Origin of the sequence: Actinophytocola glycyrrhizae (genome assembly GCF_042653545.1) — a bacterium.
Classification (GTDB): domain Bacteria; phylum Actinomycetota; class Actinomycetes; order Mycobacteriales; family Pseudonocardiaceae; genus Actinophytocola; species Actinophytocola glycyrrhizae.
This window is the reverse complement of record NZ_JBHSIS010000002.1, coordinates 781,312-795,548: the sequence shown is the minus strand read 5'-3', so window position 1 is coordinate 795,548 and position 14,237 is coordinate 781,312. Positions and strand designations below refer to the sequence as shown.

Sequence of the window (14,237 nt, the reverse complement as noted above, 5' to 3'; positions counted from 1 at the left end):
GGGCGCCTAGTCCCTCCCGTAGATGCTGCCGTTGTCGTCGTCGTCCTCGTCGCGCCGCGACCGTGACGGCCGGGTGCCGTCCTGGCCCTCCTCGCCGGGGGCGGGCGGGCGCAGCAGGTCGGCGAACGACGGCGCGCCCTCGAAGAGGTTGGACAGGTCCGGCGTCTCCTCGGCGAACGGGGCAAGCGCGCCCTCGACCTGCTGGCGCGCTGACCTGGCCGCGGCCTGCGAGGTCTGCAGCACCGCCTTGGCCAGGCTCTCCGGTGTGTACCGGTCGAACGCCGCCCACGAGAACTCGAGGTTGGTGAGCACCCCGGCCGGGTTCACCTCGGCACGCACCAGCCCGTCCTCGGACGTGGCCTTTCCGGTGACCTCGTTGGCCTTGGCCTGGGCCTCGGCGAGGCCTGCGGTGCGGCGGCGCAGGTCGCTCATCAGCGCGGCGACGTTCTCGCGCATGGCGGCGTTGCGCGCTTCCAGCTGCGCCCTGCGGTCGTCGTGTTCGGACATCGTCTGCTTCCCCCTCGCGGGACTGTCACGGGCTCCGACGCACCGAAGCCCGATTCGGATTCACCGGATGCCGACTTTTTCGGCTTCGTGTGCGGCGCGGCTACAGCTTCACACACGACCCGTCCCCGGGACGGCCCAACCCGCAAGATCGACATCAACCGGGTACGCATGCGAAAAGCGGTGCCCTGACGAGCAGGGCACCGCTGGTCGGAGGGGGTTCAGTGGGCGGTGAGGAACTGGTCCGGGCGCAGGGCGCGGGCGACGACCCGGGTGTCGCCGAGCCAGCCGTGGAAGCCCTGGCCGTACGACCCGGCGAACTGGGTGCCGCCGAGCGCGAACGGTTTGCCGAGGGTGGCGATGCCGGTGGACTCCTCGGCCGCGTTCCTCGCGATCCGGGATCCGTCGACGTACATGGTGGTGCGCCTGCCGTCGTTCACCACCGCGACGTGCATCCACCGGCCGACGGGCACGGCGTGGCTCCACGACGTCGGGTCCGCGTCCACCGGCACCGGGTACACGACGAACTGCAGGAACCGCTCACCGGAGAGGTTCAGGCTGCACGTGGGCTCGTCGTCGGACCAGCCGCTGTGCTTGCCCGCGTCACCGGCGCGGCCCTCCCAGCTCAGGATGCCCATCCACGCGTGGTCGCCGACCAACGGCGACGGCAGCTTCAGGAACGTCTCGATCGTGTAGCCCGACTCGAACCGCATGGCGTTGAGCGGCGCGCCCGGCCCGGTGCGCAGCACCGCGCCGCGGTCGGGTTGCTTGCCGCCGTCGAAGCGCAGGCTCGCGTGCGCGGGCGCGTCGTCGTGGTGGTCGGCGGACCACGTGAGCGTCGCCGGGCCGCTCGCGTGCAGCAGCGTCGAGGTCAGGTCGTTGCCGTTGCCGGTCAGGTCACGCGCGACCGTGCCGGGCGGGACGGGGGCGCCGTCGGTGCCTGCGCCCGCGAGGCCGGTGCGGTCGAAGCGCCAGTACGCGACGGTGCCGCGCGGCATCACGGCACGCGGCGGGCGCGGCGCGGGCAGCGCGGGCGGCGCGAACCCGGCGAAGCGCGCGCCGAAGTCGACCGGCACGCTGAACCGGTCGACGTCGCCGGTCAGCGCCACCGTCTCGGCCTCGAGCAGCGACGGGTCTTTCTCGACCCTGGCACGCAGCCACGGCGAGAACGTCTCGACGTCGATCACGTCGCGGACGAGGTCGAAGTGGTAGAGCCGCACCATCCCGGCGCCGCCGTAGTAGCGGTCCTGGTAGTTGGTGATGTGCAGGTGCACGGGGTTGCCGTGGTCGTTGGTCATGGTGGTGCGCCCCGGCGGCCAGTAGTGCCCGCCGAGCGCGAGGAAGATCTGGTCGTTGCGCCGGATCAGCCGGTCCCACAGCCGCTGCCCGTTGGCGGACAGGTGCGCCTGCCCGTCGTCGCCGGCCCACACCAGGTCGTGGGTGGTGAGGATCGCGGGCAGCGCCGGGTGGGTGTCGATGACGCCCTGCGCCCACGCGATCCCGGCGTCGGAGGCGCGCCAGTCCAGCGCCAGCACCAGCCACTGGCGGCCGCCCGCCTTGACGACGTGGAAGTGGTGGTAGCCGTCCTGTGACGCGCCGCCGAACGTCCTGTCGCGACGGAAGCGGTGCGGGCCGAACGTGCGCAGGTACGGCGTGTCGCCGCGCTGGTCGTCGCCGGACGGGATGTCGTGGTTGCCCGCGAGGACGCTGTAGGGCAGCTTCCCGTCCACGGTCCGGAACACACGGTCCGCGAGCCGCATCTCGGTCTCGGTGCCGTGCTCGGTGACGTCGCCGAGCTGGGTCATGAACGCGATGTTGGCCTCGCCGCGCGACCGCACCAGCCACGCCAGCGCGGCACGCACCGGCTCCGGGTCCGACCCGCCCTCGTCGAGCAGGTACTGGGTGTCGGGCAGGACGGCGACGGCGAAGCGCGGGCTGTCCGGGTCCTGGCGGCCACCGGCCGCGGCGGCTTCGGCCGACCCGGCGCCTGCTCCGCCCGCGGTCGCGGCGACGACCGGGGCGCCGGCGGCGGCCCACAACAGGCTGCGCCGCGAAATGTCGTTGGCTCTTGGGGCGGTGTCCACGCGCACAGCCTGCTCACCGTGGCTGGCGGCCGGGTGACGTGCGGAGGAACGTTCGCGAGCCGGCAGGTGATGGTCCGGCGGCCGGGTTTGCCAGCAGAAACGTCGGGTAGCCGACCTGTGTCCGGTTGTCGAGGGGATCGACTGTCATGTCCTGGTTCAAAGTCGCGCTGACGCGCTTGTTCATCGGGGAGATCGTCCACCTGGCACTGAAGGTGGTGCAGCCGGGCGTGCACGTGGACCACCTGCTCGTCGTGATGAGTGTTTTCGTCGCGGCGACCGTGTTCGGTGTCGTGCCCGGTCAGAAGGCCCCGACCAGCGGGGCCGGTCAGCGGTGAGCCCGCAGCAGCCGGATCACGTCGTCGTCGCCGACCTGGCGGAAGTCGGCGTAGGCCTGGCCGACGGCGTAGAACGACGGCGGTGAGTGCAGGCACACGATCTCGTCGGCCTCCTTCGCGAGCTCGCGTTCGGCCTGGCCCGCGCACGTCGGCGCGGCCAGCACGACCCGCCTCGGCCCCTGTTCCCGCAGCCACCGCAGCGCGGCGCGGGCGGTGACGCCGGTGGCGAGGCCGTCGTCGACGAGGATCACCTCGCGGCCCGCCACGGCAGGCGCGGGCCGGCCGTCCCGGTACCGGCGGGTGCGCCTGCCGATCTCGGCGCGTTCGCTGCGGATCGTCTCGGTCAGGTCCGCCTCGGTGACTCCCAGGTCGGCGAGCGTGGGCCGGTCGAGCACCGGCGGCCCGTCCTCGGCGAGTGCGCCGACCCCGAACTCGGGCTGTCCAGGCGCGCCGATCTTGCGGGCGACCACGATGTCCAGGTCGCCGCCGGTGGCCGCCGCGACCTCGACGGCGACGGGCACCCCGCCGCGTGGCAGCGCGAGCACCAGTGGCCGGTCGTCGTGGACGTGCCGGGTGAGCACACCTGCCAGTTCCCGGCCCGCGTGCTCGCGGTCGACGAACCTCGTGCTGGTGGTCGTTCTCGTGATCGTGCGCATGCCTACCGGGTAACCGGCCGCCCCCACGGGTAATCCCCGAGAGGCCGGTCACCTGCCGGACCGCTCCAGAAGTCAGGTCAGCGGTCGTCGCGCGGCCGGTCCTCGTCCTGCTCCTGCTGGTTCGCCGTGGTTTCCCCCTCCGGACGGCTGCCCAGCTCGTTGACCAGTTCGTCGAAGATCGGCGTGGTCATCACGCTTTGTTCGGACATGGTTCCTCCCCGTTCCCCTGTCGAACGTGAACGCTCCCACACGTCACGCTCGAACTGGACACTACTGCGCCGCCGGTTCGCGGTGTCAAGTGGACCGGCGACACGTGGCCGGGTGAGGATCTGTCCGTGGTGGAGATGGACGTTCCCGTGCGCTGGCTGGTGGACCGGCACGAGCTGGGTCTTGCCGTGCTGGCCGGGAAGGAGGCGCTCGACCGGCGGATCTCGTGGGCGCACAGCATCGACCTGGCCGACCCGGTGCCGTGGCTCGACGGCGGTGAACTGCTGCTGACCACCGGCCTGCGGCTGCCGCGTGCCGCCGCCGACCGGCGTGCCCACGTGGAACGCCTGGTCACCGCCGGGGTCGCCGCACTCGGGTTCGGTGTCGGCCTGTCGTTCGAACGGGTGCCCGCGGTGCTGGTGGACACCGCAGACCGGCTCGGTCTCCCGCTGCTGGAGGTGCCGCTGCCGACGCCGTTCGTCGCGATCACGAAGGCGGTGAGCGCGCGGCTCGCGGAGCTGGAGTACGAGGACACGGCGCGCGCCGCCCGCGGCCAGCTCGCCATGACGCGCGCGGCGCTGCGTGGCGGGCCGGCCGCGGTGGTGCGGGAGCTGGCGGCCGTCACCGGCGGCGGGGCCGCGTTGTTCGGGCCACGCGGCACGGAACCGGTTGCGGCGCACGGCCTGCGGCCAGACCACGACACGCGGATCGCCGAGGTGCTCGCCGCGCCACCGGCCGACGGCACCGCCAGCGTCGGCCCGGACGGGTCAGTCGCCGGACAGGTGGTGCGAGTCGGGCGGCGCGTGCACGGCAGGCTGGTGCTGGTGACCGACGCCGCCACCACGGCAGCGGACCGGTTGCTGCTCGGCCACGCGGTGTCGCTGATCGCGCTCGACCGCGAGCGGCCGCGCGACGAGCTGAACCGGCTGGGCGGCACGCTCGCCGGTCTGCTGTTCGACGGGGTGGTCGGCGCCGGGGCCGCCGGCTTGTCCACATCGGACGAACTCGCGGTGCTCGCCGTGCGCGACGCGCCGCCGGTGGCGGTGTTCGAAGCAGCGGAGCGGGCGCTGTCCGGGTTCCCGCTGCTGGCGACCGAACGCGCGGGGTGCGCGGTCGTGGTGGTACCCGCCGGGGTCGAGGTGCGCACGCCAGGGCACGCCGGGCGGTCGGCGGTGTGCGCACCGGCCGGGTTGCCATCGGCGTTGCGGCAGGCGGTCACGGCCGCGGACGTGGCGCGCGCCCGCGACGTGCCGCTGGTCCGGTTCGACGCGCTCGCCGGGCACGTGCTGTCCGCCGCACCGGCGACGCGGGCCGTGCTCGCCGGGGTCGCGGCGACCCGGCTGCGGCCGCTCGACGGCACCGGACTTTCCGGCACGTTGCTGGCGTTCCTGGAGCACAACGGGCACACCGAGGCCGCGTCCGCCGCGCTCGGGGTGCACCGGCACACGCTGCGCGGCCGCATGGACCGGATCCGCGCGCTGCTGGGCGTGGACCTCGACGACGCGCACGTCCGCGCCGAGCTGCTCCTCGCGCTGACCTCGGTGTGACTCCATGACGTGGTGTCCGTGGTCGTGCCCTGAAAGGCGCGTTCAGGGCGCTGGGCGCCCTGAACGGCCCATTCACGGCACTCGTTGTGCCGTGAACGCGCCGGACCTGCCGGTTTCGGCGGCCACCGCCGCCCGCAGCACGGTCAGTGCCTCCGCGAGCAACGCGTCCGGGATGGACAGCGGGGGCAGGAAACGCAGCACGTTGCCGTAGGTACCAGCGGTGAGGACGAGGACGCCGTCGCGGTGGCAGCGCCGGGCGATGCGCGCGGTCAGCTCGGGTGCCGGTGTCGTGCCGGGCCCGACCAGCTCGATCGCCACCATCGCGCCGCGGCCGCGGACGTCGCCGACCACGGCGTGTTCCTCGGCGATGGCACGCAGCGCGGTCAGCATCGTGTCGCCGATGGCACGTGCGCGGGCCAGCAGGTCGTGTGTCTCGATCTCCTCGAACACGCCGAGCGCGGCCGCGCACGCGACCGGGTTGCCGCTGAACGTGCCGCCGAGGCCACCTGCGGGCACCGCGTCCATCAGCTCGGCCCGGCCGGTGACCGCGGCGATCGGCAGGCCGCCGCCGAGACCCTTCGCGGTGGTGACCAGGTCCGGCTCGATGCCCTCGTGCTCGCACGCGAACCACGCGCCCGTGCGTGCGATCCCCGACTGCACCTCGTCGGCGATCAGCACGATGCCGCGCTCGCGGCACAGCCGCGCGACGCTGGGCAGGAACCCCGGTGCGGGCACCACGAACCCGCCCTCACCCTGGATCGGCTCCACCACCACCGCGGCCACGTTGCCTGCGCCGATCCGGCGGTCGACCAGCTCGGTCAGCGCGGCGGTGGCCTCCTCCGCGCACCGGTCCGCCCCGGACGGCCACCGGTACGGGTAGGCCATCGGTGCCCGGTACACCTCGGTCGCGAACGGGCCGAAACCCTGTTTGTACGGCGTGTTCTTGGCGGTGAGGCTCATGGTGAGCAGCGTCCGGCCGTGGTAGGCGTGGTCGAACGCGACCACCGCGGGCCTGCCGGTCGCCGCGCGGGCCACCTTCACGGCGTTCTCCACGGCCTCCGCGCCGGTGTTGAACAACGCGGTCCGCGCGTCGCGCACCGGGGCGAGCGCGTTGAGCCGCTCGCACACCTCCACATAGGACTCGTACGGGTTCACCAGGTAGCAGGTGTGCGTGAACCGGCGCAGCTGCGCCGCGGCCCGCTCGGCAACGGCGGGCGCGGCGTTGCCGACGGTCGTGACGGCGATCCCGCTGCCGAGGTCGATGAACGAGTTGCCGTCGGCGTCCACGACCACGCCGCCGCCCGCGGCCTCGACGAACACCGGCAGCACGGAACCCAGCCCGGCGGGCAGCGCGGCGCCCGCGCGGTCGAGCAGTGCACGGGAACGCGGGCCGGGGACGTCGGTGTGGACGCGCCGGAACTGCTCAGGAGTCACGGTCATGCCCGGGACGCAACCACCTCGCGCGACCTCCGGCGATGGCCGAACCGGCGTGTTCGGAGATCGGCGGGTGGACATCTCGGCCACTGCGTCCGGTCGTCCGGTCGCGCAGGATGACGGGTGTGAACGCTCTGTCCGGTGTGGTGATCGCCGACTTCGGTCGCGTCCTCGCCGCGCCATACGCCACGATGCTGCTCGCCGACCTCGGCGCCGACGTGATCAAGGTCGAGCACCCGGACACCGGCGACGAGACCCGCGCGTGGGGCCCGCCGTTCGCGGGCGACGACGCGACGTACTTCCTCGCCGTGAACCGCAACAAGCGGTCGGTGGCGCTGGACCTGCGGCGCGACACCGAACGGGTGCGGTCGCTGGTGCGGTCGGCGGACGTGCTGGTGGAGAACTTCCGCCCCGGCACGATGGCGCGGCTGGGCCTGTCCTACGCCGAGGCCCGGGAGCTCAACCCGCGGCTGGTGTACTGCTCGGTCAGCGGCTTCGGCACGGGCGAGGGCGCCACGCTGCCGGGCTACGACCTGCTGCTGCAGGCGGTCGGCGGGCTGATGAGCGTCACCGGCCCGGCACCGGGACAGCCGGTGAAGACCGGTGTGGCACTGGTCGACGTGCTGACCGGCCTGCACGCGGCGGTCGGCGTCCTCGCCGCGCTGCGGGAGCGGGAGACCAGCGGCGAGGGGCAGCTGGTCGAGGTGAACCTGTTGAGCTGCCTGCTGTCCAGCATGGTCAACCAGAGCGCGGGCTACACGATGGGCGGGGTCGTGCCGGGGATCATGGGCAACCGGCACCCGTCGATCGCGCCGTACGAGGTGTTCGCGACCGCCGACGTCCCGATGGTCCTCGCGGTCGGCAACGACCGGCAGTTCGCGCGGCTGTGCGCGGCGCTCGACCTGCCGCCCGAGCCCCGGTTCGCCACGAACGCGCAACGGGTCGCGCAGGTCGCGTCGTTGGCCGCGCTGCTGACCGACCGGCTGGTGACCCGTACGGCGGCGGAGTGGTTCGACCTGCTGACCCCGCTGGGTGTGCCGTGCGGCCCGGTGAACGACGTGGCCGGCGCGTTCGAGCTGGCGGCGCGGCTGGGCCTGGCCCCGACGGTGCCGCTGGACGGGCTCGACGTGGTCGCCAACCCGATCGGCCTGTCCCGCACCCCGCCCGAGTACCGCCGCCGCCCACCGAGGCTGGGCGAACACAACGAGGAGCTGCCATGACCGACCCCCTGGACCTGCTGGACATCCCGACGGTCCTGACCGACGAGGAACGCGACATCCAGTCCACGGTGGCGGGTTTCGTCGCGGACCGGGTGCGCCCCCACGTCGCGGAGTGGTTCGGCGACGGCCGGTTCCCCCGCGAGCTGGCGCCGGAACTGGGCAGGCTCGGGTTGCTGGGCATGCACCTGGAGGGCTACGGCTGCGCCGGTGTCCACGCGACCGGCTACGGCCTGGCGTGTCTCGAGCTGGAGGCGGCGGACTCCGGTCTGCGGAGCTTCGTGTCGGTGCAGGGTTCCCTGTCGATGTTCTCCATCTGGCGGTACGGCTCGCGGGAACAGAAGGAGGAGTGGCTGCCCCGGCTGGCGGCGGGCACCGCGATCGGCTGCTTCGGCCTGACCGAACCCGACCACGGCAGCGACCCGGCCGGGATGCGCACGAAAGCGGTCCGCGACGGCGATGACTGGGTGCTGAACGGCACGAAGACGTGGATCACGAACGGCGGCATCGCGGACGTGGCGACGATCTGGGCGACCACCCAGGAGGGGATCCGGGGGTTCCTGGTGCCGAGGGGAACGCCGGGATTCACCACGCGCGACATCGACGGCAAGCTGTCGTTGCGCGCGTCGGTGACCTCGGAGCTGCACCTCGCGGACGTCCGCCTGCCCGACACCGCCCGGCTCCCGGCCGCCACCGGCCTGTCGGCACCGCTGTCGTGCCTGAACGAGGCCAGGTTCGGCATCCTGTTCGGCGCCGTCGGCGCGGCCCGCGACTGCCTCCGCGCCGCACTGTCCTATGCGGACACCAGAGTGCAGTTCGGCAGACCGATCAGCGGTTTCCAGCTGACGCAGCGGAAACTGGCGGACATGGCGGTGTCACTGAACACGTCGATGCTGCTGGCGCTGCACCTGGGCCGGTTGAAGGACGCCGGGCGCATCCGCGCGGAACAGGTGAGCGTGGGAAAGCTGAACAACGTCCGCGAGGCGTTGTCCATAGCCCGCGAGTGCCGGACCATCCTCGGCGCGAACGGCATCTCGCTGGAGTACGCCCCACTCCGGCACGCGAACAACCTGGAGTCGGTCCTGACCTACGAGGGCACCGCGGAAATCCACACACTGGCCATCGGCCAGGCCCTGACCGGGGTGCCCGCATATCGTTGAGCGATGGAAAGGCGTAGCCGGCACGAGCGGGTCTCGCCCGGCACGCACCCGCCGCCCGCGCGCTCCGACGACCTCGGCCGCAGCTGTTCAGCGGGCGAACAGGACAGCGCCCGGCAGGCGGCCGGCCGGATCGAGGGTGACGCTCGCCTCGACCGCGAAACCCGCCTGGTGGAGCCACGCCGTCACGCGGGCGGGTGGGCGGCGGTGGACGTGCACGTTCATCGGGTGGCCGCCGTAGCCGTCGGTCTTCAGGGTGGTGCCGTTGCCTTCGTGGAACCCGATCATCAGCGGGGCCCGTGGCCGCAGCACCCGCCGGAAGTGGGCCAGTGCGATCGCGACCTCGTCGTCGGGCAGGTGGATCAGGGACCACCACGCGAGCAGGCCGGCGAGCGAGTCGTCGGCGAGGTCCAGCTCGGTCATGGAGCCCACCTCGAACCGCGCGTCGGGGTGCTCCCGGCGGGCCACCTCGACCATCCGGGGTGACAGGTCGACGCCGAACGCGGCGAGGCCAAGGTCCCGCAGGAACGCCGTGACGTGCCCGGGACCGCAGCCGACGTCCGCGACCGGGCCGTCGCCCGCGCCGCGCACCAGGTCGGCGAACAACATCACCATCGCACGCAGGTACGGCTTCGTCGACAGGCTGCCGCGGACCTGGTCGGCGTAGTGCTCCGCGACCGCGTCGTACGACGTCCTCGTGTTCGCCAGCCAGCTCATGCCGCCGACGTTAGTCCGGCATCAGGCCGGCCACCTCCCTGGGCAGGTCCGCGCGGACCCTGGCGCGGACGTCCGGCGGCATGTCCTGGCTCAGCTTGAAGTTGCTGTGGACGGTCCGCACGTGGACGCGGAACGCCACCACGCCGTCGATCAGCGACTCGAACGTCGTCCGCGACGTCGTCATGTCCCACGGCGGGTCGCGCCACGACTCCGCCACCCGCACCGTTTCCTCCACCACGGCAAGGGTTCCCGCGCGGTCCGTGATCACCTCCACCTGGCCCGTCACGTGCACGGCCGCGTAGTTCCACGTCGGGACCGCCGGGGTGTAGCCGTACGCGGTGGGGGACACGTAGCCGTGCGGGCCCGAGAACACCACCAGCACCTCGGCACCGAACGACCGCCACTGCGGGTTCGCCCGCGCCATGTGGCCGAGCAGCACGGCACCGTCCAGCGACGGGCCGGGCAGGATCACCGGGGTGTGCGTCGCCACCGGCGGGGAGCCGCCCGAGACCACCAGCGCGAACGGGTTCCTGCGCACCAGGTCCGCGACAGCCGCGGGGGAGGGGGCTGCGTAGCGCGGGAACTCATGCATGGTGGTGGCAGTGCGCGCTCGCGGGCGGCGGCACGTCGAGGGTGGGGTTGCGGTCGAAGAAACCCGACGGTTTCAGGGTGAACCCGCACGTGTCGACCGGCATCACCGGCCAGTCCTCCGGTCGGGGGAAGTGCGTCATCCCGAACGTGTGCCACACGACGATGTCCGCGCCGTCGATGTCGCGGTCCGCGGCCGTGTACGCGGGCAGGCCCTGGCCGGGCGGGCTCTGGTTCACCAGGTCCCCGGCCGGGAAGCGCTCGGCGTCGTCGAAACGGGTCACCCACAGGTGCTTCGTCGCGAACGTGGCCCGGCCGTGGATGGCCGATCCTTCCGCCGCCATCAGCACCGGAAGCCCCTGCGGGGTCAGTACGTAGCCGGGCGCCTCGCCGAGGCGGTTGCGCCGCGCGGGGTTCACGACGTGCCACACCCGGCCGCGTTCCGGCGCCGCCAGCCGCGCCGCGGCGGACTCCGTCGCGAGTCGTCTGGCGCTGCGGCGGAACGCGTTGCCATGCGGGTTGGCGGGACCCATCGGCACCGGTGCCACCTCGACCTCGTCGACCGCGTTGACGTCGCCGTCGACCGCCATGTCCAGTCGCACGTTGAACAGGTGCTGGTGGTAGGGCGCCGCGACCCCGGGCGCCACCTCCGACGCGTACGGCGCGATCCGCTCGTCGTGGCGTGCCGTGAACACGATGCCGGTCGCCTTGCACTCCAGCTCGATCGTGCCGTCGAGGTAGAAGTACCAGTAGAAGCCGTAGTCGTAGTTGCCGACCGTCACGAAGAACGACACCACCAGCCGCCGCTGCCGCCGCGTCTGCCTGCTGCCGTTGGCCGGGTCGGTGTGCTTCCAGAGCACTCCGGCATCCTCCTCGTGGATGCAGATGGCGTTGGTGATCGTCGTCGGGTCGCCCGCGCCGTCGGTGACCGCCGCGTCGACGTAGGTGATCTCGCCGAGGCAGTCGCAGCCTAGTTCGAGGGAGTTCGCGAGCCTGCCGAGCTGGTACTCGCCGGTGTCGAAGTAGTTCTGCCAGAACCGGATCGGGCCGGGGTCGGCGTAGGGCACGACCATCTCGGCCACCGAGGCGCGGTGGAGCACCGACCGGTCGCGGTCGCCGTCGCGGAACGAGACCCGGTGCAGCACCAGGCCTTCCCGCATGTCGTAGCCGAGCCGCACGTGCCAGTTCTCCCACCGCAGCACGTTGTCGTCGAGCGTGAAGCTGGGGCCGTCCGGCTGCGTGATCTCGATCGGCCGCTGCGTCGTGCGCATCGGGCCCGACACGGCGGGGTCGTCGTAGTCGCCGGACTCGGCCGGGATGGGCACCGCGCCCGTGTCGACGATCTCCACCACGGTCCGCGCGATCAGGTCGACGTAGGCGACCAGGCCGTCGACCGGGTGTGCCCAGACCATGGTGGACTCCTCGGGCCGCCAGTGCGCCAGCACGCGGACCATCCGCCGGTGGCCGTCGGAGGTGGACTCGAAGCGGCCTGCCGACAGCGCGGCGAGGTAGACCTGCGTCGGCTCGTCGATGCCCCGTGCGCGCAGCGCGGCACGCCAGCCATCGTCCTTCGCCATGATCTCGCGGACCAGCTCGTGCTCCTCGACGAGGACCGGCACCTGGCCGAGCGCGGGGTCGACCGGGGTGCGGCGCGCGACCGCCCGTTCGGTGAGGCTGACCAGCACGTCCTCGGCCGCACCGGTCTCGACGTCCAGCAGCAGCGCGCGGGCCATCCTGGGCACGGCCGTGCCGTCGCGCTCGTACCGTGCCACGTCCGCCTTCGCCGGTTCGGACAGGCCGAGGTAGGAGAAGCGGGTCGCGGCACGGAGCACGTCGGCGGCCTCGAGGATCTTCCTGATGTCGGTGATCTCCTCGGCGCGCAGAGGCGTGAGCGGGTGGCTGTCGCGACTGTCGGTCACCTGCGGCTCCTTGGGTTCCTGCCGGACGCCGGAACGTTCCGGCAAACTGGGTCAGGAGGCTAGCCCGGTGTTTCGATCAGGTCAATGATCGGGCCGGACCCGCACATTGAGCCTTGACGCGAGCAGGGTGCGGCCGTTTAATCACCACCCATGTCGGAACGTTCCGGCATCCTCCGGCGGTCCAGCCCCGACTACGCGGCGTCACCCCCGAGAAAGCTGAGGTCCGATGCGGATCCCGAAGACGTTCCTCCTCGCGGCGGCCGCGACCGCCGCGCTGGTGGCGGCGGCGTGCTCCCCGGCACCCGCCGACCAGCAGGCGGGTGGCGCGGCCACCCCCGGCTACCTCGCGGTGGCCGACCCCGCGGTGGGCGCGGGCGGCGAGCTCGACATCCAGATCCCGGTCGACAGCGGCGCGGCGAGCGGACTCGACCCGCAACTGGCCGACGTCGCGGTATCGTGGCAGCTCATGTCGCTGGTGTACGACACGCTCGTCACCGTCGGCCCCGACTTCACCGCCCAGCCCGCGCTCGCGCAGAGCTGGGACACCCCGGACGACACCACCTACGTGTTCCACCTGCGCGAGGGCGTGACGTTCTCCAACGGCCGGGCGATGACCGCGCAGGACGTGGTCGGCAGCCTCGAGCGGCTGATGGCAGGGCAGGGCGTGTGGCGCGCGCAGATCGGTCCGGTCGAGACGGTCACCGCGGTCGACGCGCAGACTGTCCGGGTGACACTGTCCACTCCGTACGCGCCGTTCCTCGCCGCGCTCGCGAACACCCCGGCCGCGGTGCTGCCGATGAAGGAGGTGACCGACGGGTCGCTCGACCTCACCAGGACCATGCTCGGCACCGGCCCGTTCGTCGTGGAGTCGCACCGCCAGGACGTCTCCTGGACCTTCACGCGCCACGACGGCTACTGGGCCGAGGACAAGCCAGGCGTGGACCAGGTGAACATCACGATCGCGCCGCAGGAGCAGGCCAGGATCGCGGCACTGCAGAACGGCAGCGCGGACCTGGTCGCGCTGGGCAACGTCGACGCGCCAGAGCTGCTGACCGGCGTCCGCGGCGCCACCGTCGGCAACCAGTCCACGACCGACTTCTACTACCTCATGCTGAACAGCAACGCGCCCGGCGGGAAGTTCGCCGACGAACGGGTGCGGAAGGCGATCAACATCGCGATGGACCGGGACGCGATCGCGAGGACCGCGCTCAACGGGCTCGGCAAGCCCACCGGTGTGACCCCGGCCGGGCTGCCCGGCTCGTGCGACCCGGCCGCGCTGCCGTCGGCCACCGCCTCGATCGACGAGGCCAAGGCGCTGCTGAAGGCGGCAGGTGCCGAGGACCTGTCGTTCTCCTTGGCCGTGTTCTCCACCGAGCCCGCGCCCGTGATCGCGCAGGTCATCCAGCAGCAGCTGGGTGAGATCGGCGTGGACGTGCGGATCGAGCAGCTCGACGAGGGCAGCTGGGCCGGCCGGGTCTACGGAGAGGTCCCCGCGACGTTCGACGCGGCGATGTCGTGGTTCGCCGGGTACGCGAGCGCGGGCATGGTCGCCCAGTGGTGGAACCCGGAGAAGGCGGTGTTCAACCTCGGTTTCATGAAACCGAACCCGGAGCTGAACCAGGTGCTCGACACGGCGATCGCCACGCCGGAGGGCCAGGACCGGGCCGGTGCGCTGCGGGACCTGTGCACCGCGGTCGACGAGGACGCGCAGATGATCCCGCTCGTCACGCGCCCCGCGCTGGTCGGGTACCGGACCGACGCCGTGAGCCCGACCCTGTACGAGAACGAGGGCTACGGCAACCTGCTGCGCGCGATCGCCGACTACCGGCTGCTGACCAAGTAACGGCTCAGTGCCCCGAAAGACGCTTTCGG

Annotated in this window: 13 protein-coding genes; 5 read left to right on the top strand and 8 right to left on the bottom strand. The window is 72.5% G+C overall.

Going from position 1 to position 14,237, the window contains the following annotated elements; all coding sequences use genetic code 11:
- Positions 1–6: 6 nt before the first annotated feature.
- Positions 7–507 carry a YbaB/EbfC family nucleoid-associated protein gene (locus tag ACFPCV_RS03640; protein ID WP_378054427.1) on the bottom strand — a complete coding sequence of 167 codons (501 nt, stop codon included), beginning with the start codon at positions 505–507 and terminating at the stop codon, positions 7–9.
- A 218-nt stretch (positions 508–725) separates the two neighbouring features.
- Positions 726–2,588, bottom strand: coding sequence for a LamG-like jellyroll fold domain-containing protein (locus tag ACFPCV_RS03635; RefSeq protein WP_378054425.1), 1,863 nt, complete (start codon positions 2,586–2,588; stop codon positions 726–728).
- A gap of 146 nt (positions 2,589–2,734) precedes the next feature.
- Here ACFPCV_RS03635 and ACFPCV_RS03630 point away from each other — a divergent pair, with 146 nt between their 5' ends.
- On the top strand, positions 2,735–2,923 hold the full coding sequence (locus ACFPCV_RS03630; RefSeq protein WP_378054423.1) for a hypothetical protein: 189 nt from the start codon (positions 2,735–2,737) through the stop codon (positions 2,921–2,923).
- Here the strand turns inward: ACFPCV_RS03630 and ACFPCV_RS03625 are convergent.
- Entirely contained in the window at positions 2,914–3,579 is a 666-nt protein-coding gene (locus ACFPCV_RS03625; protein ID WP_378054421.1) for a phosphoribosyltransferase, read from the bottom strand. The two genes, ACFPCV_RS03630 and ACFPCV_RS03625, sit on opposite strands and share 10 nt — an antisense overlap.
- Before the next feature lie 77 nt (positions 3,580–3,656).
- A complete protein-coding gene (locus ACFPCV_RS03620; protein ID WP_378054419.1) occupies positions 3,657–3,788 on the bottom strand; it encodes a hypothetical protein in 132 nt (43 codons plus the stop codon).
- A gap of 135 nt (positions 3,789–3,923) precedes the next feature.
- Here ACFPCV_RS03620 and ACFPCV_RS03615 point away from each other — a divergent pair, with 135 nt between their 5' ends.
- Entirely contained in the window at positions 3,924–5,333 is a 1,410-nt protein-coding gene (locus ACFPCV_RS03615; RefSeq protein ID WP_378055020.1) for a PucR family transcriptional regulator, read from the top strand.
- Positions 5,334–5,405: 72 nt separating this feature from the next.
- On the opposite strand, the gene gabT is transcribed toward ACFPCV_RS03615, so the two are convergent.
- Positions 5,406–6,773: a 4-aminobutyrate--2-oxoglutarate transaminase gene (gene gabT, locus ACFPCV_RS03610; RefSeq protein ID WP_378054417.1), complete on the bottom strand. Its 1,368-nt coding sequence runs from the start codon at positions 6,771–6,773 to the stop codon at positions 5,406–5,408.
- A gap of 110 nt (positions 6,774–6,883) precedes the next feature.
- Between gabT and ACFPCV_RS03605 the strand changes: the two genes are divergently transcribed.
- Both ACFPCV_RS03605 and ACFPCV_RS03600 read left to right on the top strand, forming a co-directional pair.
- Positions 6,884–7,987 (top strand): CaiB/BaiF CoA transferase family protein, encoded by a 1,104-nt coding sequence (locus tag ACFPCV_RS03605; RefSeq protein ID WP_378054415.1) that lies wholly within the window; start codon positions 6,884–6,886, stop codon positions 7,985–7,987.
- Positions 7,984–9,144: an acyl-CoA dehydrogenase family protein gene (locus ACFPCV_RS03600; protein ID WP_378054413.1), complete on the top strand. Its 1,161-nt coding sequence runs from the start codon at positions 7,984–7,986 to the stop codon at positions 9,142–9,144. The genes ACFPCV_RS03605 and ACFPCV_RS03600 overlap by 4 nt, the downstream gene beginning before the upstream one ends.
- Before the next feature lie 87 nt (positions 9,145–9,231).
- Here the strand turns inward: ACFPCV_RS03600 and ACFPCV_RS03595 are convergent, their stop codons facing one another.
- Genes ACFPCV_RS03595 through ACFPCV_RS03585 form a run of 3 tightly spaced genes read right to left on the bottom strand, consistent with a single transcriptional unit; the run spans position 9,232 to position 12,365 of the window.
- Entirely contained in the window at positions 9,232–9,858 is a 627-nt protein-coding gene (locus ACFPCV_RS03595; protein ID WP_378054411.1) for a class I SAM-dependent DNA methyltransferase, read from the bottom strand.
- 10 nt (positions 9,859–9,868) lie between these two features.
- Positions 9,869–10,450, bottom strand: a complete 582-nt coding sequence (locus ACFPCV_RS03590; protein ID WP_378054409.1) for an FMN-binding negative transcriptional regulator — start codon at positions 10,448–10,450, stop codon at positions 9,869–9,871.
- Positions 10,443–12,365 carry a primary-amine oxidase gene (locus ACFPCV_RS03585; RefSeq protein WP_378054407.1) on the bottom strand — a complete coding sequence of 641 codons (1,923 nt, stop codon included), beginning with the start codon at positions 12,363–12,365 and terminating at the stop codon, positions 10,443–10,445. Before ACFPCV_RS03585 ends, ACFPCV_RS03590 begins: the two co-directional genes overlap by 8 nt.
- A gap of 226 nt (positions 12,366–12,591) precedes the next feature.
- Between ACFPCV_RS03585 and ACFPCV_RS03580 the strand changes: the two genes are divergently transcribed.
- Positions 12,592–14,208: an ABC transporter substrate-binding protein gene (locus ACFPCV_RS03580; protein WP_378054405.1), complete on the top strand. Its 1,617-nt coding sequence runs from the start codon at positions 12,592–12,594 to the stop codon at positions 14,206–14,208.
- Positions 14,209–14,237 lie beyond the last annotated feature (29 nt).